9 protein-coding genes and 1 tRNA gene are annotated in these 6,716 nt (G+C 65.9%); 5 read left to right on the top strand and 5 right to left on the bottom strand.

Annotated features, from left to right (window positions below; all coding sequences use genetic code 11):
* On the top strand, nucleotides 1-522 hold a 522-nt coding region (locus H5T65_13445; GenBank protein ID MBC7260233.1), incomplete at its 5' end, for a phosphopentomutase.
* 235 nt (nucleotides 523-757) lie between these two features.
* Here the strand turns inward: H5T65_13445 and H5T65_13440 are convergent.
* From H5T65_13440 to H5T65_13420, 5 genes are all read right to left on the bottom strand, one after another.
* On the bottom strand, nucleotides 758-1,786 hold the full coding sequence (locus H5T65_13440; protein ID MBC7260232.1) for a 6-phosphofructokinase: 1,029 nt from the start codon (nucleotides 1,784-1,786) through the stop codon (nucleotides 758-760).
* 28 nt (nucleotides 1,787-1,814) lie between these two features.
* Nucleotides 1,815-2,738, bottom strand: coding sequence for a ketose-bisphosphate aldolase (locus H5T65_13435; GenBank protein ID MBC7260231.1), 924 nt, complete (start codon nucleotides 2,736-2,738; stop codon nucleotides 1,815-1,817).
* A 59-nt stretch (nucleotides 2,739-2,797) separates the two neighbouring features.
* Nucleotides 2,798-3,655 (bottom strand): hypothetical protein, encoded by an 858-nt coding sequence (locus tag H5T65_13430; protein MBC7260230.1) that lies wholly within the window; start codon nucleotides 3,653-3,655, stop codon nucleotides 2,798-2,800.
* A complete protein-coding gene (locus tag H5T65_13425; protein MBC7260229.1) occupies nucleotides 3,652-3,987 on the bottom strand; it encodes a hypothetical protein in 336 nt (111 codons plus the stop codon). The genes H5T65_13430 and H5T65_13425 overlap by 4 nt, the downstream gene beginning before the upstream one ends.
* Before the next feature lie 126 nt (nucleotides 3,988-4,113).
* A tRNA-Leu gene (locus H5T65_13420) sits at nucleotides 4,114-4,201 on the bottom strand.
* Between the two features lie 343 nt (nucleotides 4,202-4,544).
* Here H5T65_13420 and H5T65_13415 point away from each other — a divergent pair.
* From H5T65_13415 to H5T65_13400, 4 genes are all read left to right on the top strand, one after another.
* A complete protein-coding gene (locus H5T65_13415; GenBank protein MBC7260228.1) occupies nucleotides 4,545-4,757 on the top strand; it encodes a type II toxin-antitoxin system HicB family antitoxin in 213 nt (70 codons plus the stop codon).
* A complete protein-coding gene (locus H5T65_13410) occupies nucleotides 4,757-4,981 on the top strand; it encodes a type II toxin-antitoxin system HicA family toxin (protein MBC7260227.1) in 225 nt (74 codons plus the stop codon). Before H5T65_13415 ends, H5T65_13410 begins: the two co-directional genes overlap by 1 nt.
* A 104-nt stretch (nucleotides 4,982-5,085) precedes the next feature.
* Nucleotides 5,086-5,685 carry a sigma-70 family RNA polymerase sigma factor gene (locus H5T65_13405; GenBank protein MBC7260226.1) on the top strand — a complete coding sequence of 200 codons (600 nt, stop codon included), beginning with the start codon at nucleotides 5,086-5,088 and terminating at the stop codon, nucleotides 5,683-5,685.
* A gap of 12 nt (nucleotides 5,686-5,697) precedes the next feature.
* Nucleotides 5,698-6,441: a zf-HC2 domain-containing protein gene (locus tag H5T65_13400; protein MBC7260225.1), complete on the top strand. Its 744-nt coding sequence runs from the start codon at nucleotides 5,698-5,700 to the stop codon at nucleotides 6,439-6,441.
* The last annotated feature ends 275 nt before the right edge of the window (nucleotides 6,442-6,716 follow it).

Raw genomic sequence — 6,716 nt, 5'->3', positions numbered from 1 at the left:
GCCCCCACCGTGCTGGATCATCTGACGGACGCGGGTATCCCCGTCGTGGCCATCGGCAAGATTGAGGATATTTTCGCAGGGCGCGGCATCACCGAGGCTGTCCACACGAAAGACAACGCCGACGGCATGGATCAGACCCTGGCGGCCATGGAGCGCATCGCGCGCGGTCTCATCTTCGCGAATCTGGTGGACTTTGACATGGTGTACGGGCACCGCAACAACGCCGAGGGCTACGCCCGCGCACTGGAACAGGTGGACGCGCGCCTGCCCGAATTCCAGGCGCGGCTGCGGCCGGGCGATGTGCTCATCCTCACCGCCGACCACGGGTGCGATCCCACGACGCCCAGCACCGACCACTCGCGCGAGTACGTGCCGCTGCTGGTGGCCGGGCCGGAGATTCGCGCCGGCGTGGACCTGGGCACGCGCGCCACGTTCGCCGACGTGGGCGCAACGGTCGCCGAGTTCTTCGGCGTCGCGGGCACGGGCTTCGGGACGAGTTTCGGCCACCTGGTAGTGCGATAGGCGCTGGTAGTCTTCTCTCGGCGTTCTCTTGGCCATTTCACCGCCGAGACCACGGAGATCGCAGAGCCGTTTACGTTTCGCCGCGTGCTCTACTGCTCAAGGGTGGCCTTGTCTCCTCAACAGTGCCCCAGGTGGAGACCGCCGGCGCCGCGGCACACGAAAAAGACCCCCGAGGGCATTCGCGCCCCGGGGGTCTTGCTGTCCGCTGACCGCTGACGGCTGACTGCTGACTGCTCTAGAAGAACACCTTGGCCAGTTCGTACAGTTCCAGGTCAATCTTCTTGTTGGACGCCACGGCGTGCTCCAGTTCCACGGGCACGATCTTGTTGCCCTTGAGGGCGGCCATATAGCCGAAGCGTCCCTCGCGGATGAGGTCCACGGCGAACACGCCCAGGCGCGTCGCCAGGACGCGGTCAAACACCGACGGGCTGCCGCCGCGCTGCAGGTGTCCCAGCACCACCGTGCGCGCCTCAAACCCGATGCGCTTCTCAATCTCCTTGGCGACGCGCTCGCCCAGGCTGCGCTTGTCCAGGCGCACATGGCCGAAAGCATCGCGCTCGCCCAGGTCTTCGGGCTCGGGCAGGTCGGTGATCTTGGCGCCCTCGGCCACGACGACGATGGCGAAGTTCTTGCCGGCGTCGCGCCGATTCTTCAGGTGGGTGCAGATGGCGTCCATGTTGGTGGGCGACTCGGGCACGGCGATGAAGTCGGCCCCGCCGGCCAGCCCTCCGACGACGGCGACCCACCCGGCGTCGCGCCCCATGACCTCCACGACGATGACGCGATGGTGCGCGGTGGCCGTGGTGTGCAGTTTGTCCAGCGCGTCGGCGACGGTGGTGGTGGCCGTGTCAAACCCGATGCAGTAGTCGGTCTCGGCCACGTCGTTGTCCATGGTCTTGGGCACACCCACGGCGGGCAGGCCCTTGGCGGCCAGCGCCGCCGCCACGCTCAGCGTGTCGTCTCCACCGATGGCCACCAGGCCGTCCAGTTGCATGGCCTTGAAGTTGGCGAAGACCTTCTCCATCATCTTGGGGTCTTTCAGCGGGTTGGTGCGGGAGGTGCCCAGGATGGTGCCGCCCACGTGCAGGATGCCCGACACGGACTTGGGCGTGAGCGGTTCGTAGATGCCCTCCACCATGCCCTGCCAACCGTTGCGGATGCCCACGACTTCCCACCCGTACTGAAACGCCCGACGGGCCACGGCGCGGATGGCCGCGTTGAGGCCCGGGACGTCGCCTCCTCCGGTCAAAACTCCGATTCTCATACGATTTCCTCCCAGGTATTGCGGTTTGCTATTCTTCCGCGCCTCCCAGATGGGCGCTGCGGAACTGCTTGGGCGCGTCCACGAAGGCGCCGCTGGCCGTGATGCGACCCGCAGACTTGAACAGGCGAATCTTCTCGCGGACGCGCTCCTTGACGCGCTCCCGCGCGACGCTCAACGCATGGCGCGGATCCACCGAGTCGGGGTGTTTGGCCAGCCCCTCCTTGATGCCCTCGGTGAATGCCTCGTTCAGGTACGTGGCCACGTTGATTTTCGCGATGCCGTACTGGATGGCCTCCTCAATGCTGGACTCGCGGACGCCCGAGGAGCCGTGCAGCACCAGCGGGATGCGGGTCTTCTCGTACACGGCCTTGATGCGCGCAATGTCCAGTTCGGCCTCCTGGCAGCGCATGGCATGCACCGATCCGCAGGCCACCGCCAGCGAGTCCGCCCCCGTCAAGCGGATGAACTCCGCCGCCTGGTCGGGGTCGGTCATCAGGGCCTCCACCTGCTCCTTGGTCAGGTGCTCGTCGGACTGCGCCACGCGGCCCAGTTCGGCCTCCACGGGGATGCCCACGATATGCGCGATGTCGCAAACCTTCTTGGTGATGGCGACGTTCTGCTCAAACGGGAGTTTGGAGCCGTCAAACATGAGCGACGTGAAACCGGCATGGAGACAGCGCACGTTCTGCTCGTAGTCGGTCCCGTGATCCAGGTGTAGCACCACGGGCACGTCCACCAGGCTGGCCGCGATTTTCACCAGGCCCGCGGCGTAGGCCAGGCCCGCGTAGCGAATGGCCCCCTGGCTCACCTGCAAGATGACCGGCGCACGCTCTTCTTGCGCCGCTTCCACGATGGCCTGGACCTGCTCCATGCAGTTCGCGTTGAACGCGCCAACGGCGAAATGGTCCTGCGCCGCGCGCTGCAACAGTTCTTTGCTGGTTACCAACGGCATAGTCTCTTCTCCTGGCCTGACGATGATTTCTTCGCGCGGTCCTGTGCGCCGCGCGTGATTCAAGGCTTGGTCCTGCGGAACCGCAGCACCCACTCGTGGTGGGCCGACCTCTCGGTCTCTGGGCAGGGCTCGTCGGGTGCGCGAATTCCTCTCACCACGTCGCTGCCCTCGGTCCCGACGGCCACGGTGTAGTCCACGCCTGGCTCCATGACGAAGTCCGCATAGCCCGGATCCACGTAGGGCTTTAGGCCGGTGTAGAACGCATCCGAGCCACCGCTCCAAGTTACCTCAATGCGGATTCCCGGGACGCCGCGCTCCTCCTCGTCAAAGACGAAGATGGCGATGACGTCGGGGCCGGCACCCGCCGCGCACACGCTCTCCTTCGCGATCAGACGGAAGACCTGCATGGACGGCGGCATGGTTGGCGTCGCGGTCGGCGCGGGCGTCGGCGTGGGCTGCGGCGTATGCGTCGGCGACGGCGTTGGCGTTGGCGAAGGTGATGGCGTGGGCGTCGGCGTTGGGGCTGGCGTGGCGATGTACACGAGAAGCCGTGCCGTGATTCCCCCCAGTTGCTCAGCCAGCCGCGCCATGGCCCGTATATGCTGAAGGCTTGCGCCCTGATCCAGGCGCGTTTCGGCCACCTGGGCCACGAACGCCCCCGGGTCGTGCACGCCCAGCAAGGCCAACCGCGCTCGCGCCGCGTCCAGGTCGCCCGTCAGCGCATAGCCGTCGGCGACCAAGTCGGCCCACAGGGCCTTGCGCTCCGCCATCAGGTCCGCGGGGTCGGCCTCGGTGTACTGGACGGGCCACACCACCCACGCCAGGACAAGCCCCACGGCCAGGCCCAGCGCCAGGCCCAGCATGGCCCAAAGCCCAACTCTCGCGCGCGGCGGCGCCTGCACCGATGCGGGCTTCATGGTTGTTTCAGCGCCTCCATCAGTTTCAGCACGCGCAGCGCGCCACGGGCGTCGCCCCGCGCTTCCAGCGCCGAGACGGCCTGCGCCAGCGTCTGCTCGGCCTTGGGGCCGAGGAGCGCCACGGCGGCGCGGGCCTGCGCCAAATCCCCGGTCAGTTCCCACTGCTCACTGACCATCTGAATGTATAGGTACTGATGCTCCGCGCGCAGGTCGGGCAGGTCGGTGTCATAGTACTGCACGGGCCACACGACCCAGCCGATGATGCCGCCCAGCGCCAGGCCGAGGACAAGCCCGATGAGGGCGGCCAGCGCCCGTTTCACCCATACTGGCATGTGAGCCATTCCCTCCATGTGGGGCACAACAGGCCCAAAAAGAGCGGGGGACTTTCCCCCGCTGCCACGGTGCGCGTCCGACGCCGCTTGTCAAACCTCGCGCGACTCTGCTATAATAGTCCCGTCTGGTGCCGAAGGTGGGAGTCGAACCCACATGAGGAGTGATCCTCAACGGTTTTTGAGACCGCCGCGTCTGCCATTCCGCCACTTCGGCGCAGGAGGCGAACCTGCCAGATTCGCGCGAAGTATAGCGCATCAGGGAACTTTCGTCAAGTTGCTGAGCGGAAGGTATTCGGTCCTGTCTTGTGTTGGCGAAAGGCGCGGCACGCTTCCGGAAGCGCGTCGCGTCTATGCCCTCCCGAAGGGCGCGGGGGATACCACATCTCACCCCCGGCCTTCGGCCTCCCCCTCTCCGCGCGCGGAGAGGGGGAACGAGGGGGTGAGGTGGTCCGCGTGTAGTTCACCAACGGGAGGTGAAACTGAGTCGGCGGAGGGGCTTCGGCCCAGCATGACGCGGGCCAAGGCGGGGGCGGCGTGGGGCGATCTAGGAGGTAGGGATGAGGACCTTCACGGCAGTTGTTGAGAAGTGTCCCGATACGGGGTTGTATGTCGGCTATGTGCCGGGCTTCCCGGGGGCACACACACAAGCGGCAACGCTTGACGAACTGCAGAAGAATCTGCAAGAAGTCATTGAGATGCTGCTGGAGGACGGTGAGCCATCGCTTGAAGCCGAGTTTGTCGGTACCCAGACAGTGGTGATTGGCGGATGATGGCCAAGTGTCCTGTCCTCAAGCCGCGAGAGGTAGCAGCGATCTTGGAGAACCTCGGCTTTGTGGAGGTGCGCCGAAAAGGCTCCCATAGGCAGTATCGTCATCCGGATGGACGGTGCACAACCGTGCCTTTTCATACGGGACGAGATGTCTCACCGATCCTGCTGCGCCAGATAGCCAAGGATATCGGCCTTACCGTAGAAGAGTTGCTGAAGCACAGATGATGGGGTGAGTATCCCATCGGGAATGCGTCTCACTCGCGCCTCCGCCACCATTCCCCTGTTCCGCGGCGCGGGGCAGGGCAGGGGCGGCCCTTGCAGTTTGGAGCATGATGGACGAACAAAGCCTGATCGCGCAGGCTCAACGAGGAGACCTGCACGCCTTCAATCAACTGGTGCTGGCGTATCAGTCCACCCTGTACAACGTGGCGTATCGCATCCTGGGCGACAGCGACGCGGCGGCTGACGCGACCCAGGATGCCTTCGTGTCGGCCTACAAGGCCATCGCTCGGTTTCGCGGCGGCTCGTTCAAGGCGTGGCTGCTGCGCATCGTTACGAATGCCTGCTACGATCAGTTGCGGGTCAAGCAGCGCCGCCCCACCGACTCGCTGGACGACATGCTGGTGGAGCCGGAGCACGACGCCACGCTCCGCGATGACTCCGAAAGCCCCGAGGACTTCGTGCTGCGGCAGGAACTGGGGGCAGCCATCCAGCAGGGGTTGAGCGTGCTGCCGCCGGACCAGCGTATCACGCTGGTTCTGTCGGACATTGAGGGCCTGAGTTACGAGGAGATCGCCCAGGCCACCCAGGTCTCCCTCGGAACGGTCAAATCCCGGCTCAGTCGCGCCCGCTCCAAATTGCGCGACTACCTGCTCCACAACGGGGAACTTTTGCCCGCCGCCTATCGTCTTCAAGGCGGTACAGGCTAGAGGAGCCGGTTCATGGCATTCTGGATGCGAGATAAGCACAAGCAAATCAAAGAGAATCTGTCGGCCTACCTGGATGGCCGTCTGGACCCGAAGCAGGCCGCCGAGGTGGAGGCGCACCTGGCCTCGTGCGCCGAATGCGCCTGGGAGAAGCAGACGCTGGAACAGACGCGGCGGTTGGTGCAGATGGCGCCTCGGGTAGCCGTTCCACGCTCGTTTGTCCTCAGCCCGGCGCAGGCGGAGAAGCCGACGCGCGCGGGCGCATTCGCCGTTGCGCCGCTGATGGCCCTGCGGACGGCGACGGCTGTGGTGGGCGTGTTGCTGGCGTTCGTGATCGCGGGCGACCTGTGGCTGCGGCCGATGGCGCCTGCTCCTGCCCTCGCGCCGATGGTGGGCGCGCCGCCTGCCCCCACGGGCGATATGTATGCGTTCGCCACGACGCCCGAGCCGACGGCCACGGAAGAGGTCGTCATGAAACTGGCGGCACAGCCGCAAACCGAGACGCCCGCCCCCGCCGCTGCGCCCGAGGCGACTCCTGCCGTGCCCTCGCCCGAAGGGGACGGGCGCGGCGCGTTCCAACCCGAGGCGACGCCGGAATTGGCCGCGCGGGGCCTATCGGCAACCGAGCGCGGTGAGGCCCGTGCGCCCTTCTGGGCCGAGATCTGGGTGTGGCGCGCCGCCGAAGGGGCGCTGGCAGCCATGTTCGTGGCGCTTCTGGTGATCACGGTAACGGGCTGGCGGCGCGTGGCCCGCATGTGAGTCTAAATAATTCCTACCTCACCGCGGAGCGCCCCGAGAGCGCAGAGGTTTTTCGTGTCTCTGGGTGAGGGCCGGTAGGGCAGGTTTCCATACCTGCCCACGGTGCGGCGGCTACGGAAAGCCGTCCAACCGAACCGGAATCATCGCCATTACTCACGCTCGCTTTTTCATAAGAACGCACGATGTGGTAACATAGCGCCAGGAGGCCCATCGGGAGGTCGCACATTCGGTTGGCGCTGCTCTCTCGGCGGCCATCGTAGGGCAAATTGGCAATT

It is taken from the genome of Chloroflexota bacterium (assembly GCA_014360805.1).
Classification (GTDB): Bacteria; Chloroflexota; Anaerolineae; order DTLA01; family DTLA01; genus DTLA01.
The sequence above is the reverse complement of the archived record's forward strand: the minus strand, read 5'-3'. Positions and strand labels throughout refer to the sequence as shown.

Excerpts from the sequence above, each read along its gene's own strand:
- H5T65_13400 (MBC7260225.1), top strand. The coding sequence starts at position 5,698 with ATGGCATTCTGGATGCGAGATAAGCACAAGCAAATCAAAGAGAATCTG.
- H5T65_13425 (MBC7260229.1), bottom strand. The coding sequence starts at position 3,987 with ATGCCAGTATGGGTGAAACGGGCGCTGGCCGCCCTCATCGGGCTTGTC.
- H5T65_13440 (MBC7260232.1), bottom strand. The coding sequence starts at position 1,786 with ATGAGAATCGGAGTTTTGACCGGAGGAGGCGACGTCCCGGGCCTCAAC.
- H5T65_13430 (MBC7260230.1), bottom strand. The coding sequence starts at position 3,655 with ATGAAGCCCGCATCGGTGCAGGCGCCGCCGCGCGCGAGAGTTGGGCTT.
- H5T65_13435 (MBC7260231.1), bottom strand. The coding sequence starts at position 2,738 with ATGCCGTTGGTAACCAGCAAAGAACTGTTGCAGCGCGCGGCGCAGGAC.
- H5T65_13415 (MBC7260228.1), top strand. The coding sequence starts at position 4,545 with ATGAGGACCTTCACGGCAGTTGTTGAGAAGTGTCCCGATACGGGGTTG.
- H5T65_13410 (MBC7260227.1), top strand. The coding sequence starts at position 4,757 with ATGGCCAAGTGTCCTGTCCTCAAGCCGCGAGAGGTAGCAGCGATCTTG.
- H5T65_13405 (MBC7260226.1), top strand. The coding sequence starts at position 5,086 with ATGATGGACGAACAAAGCCTGATCGCGCAGGCTCAACGAGGAGACCTG.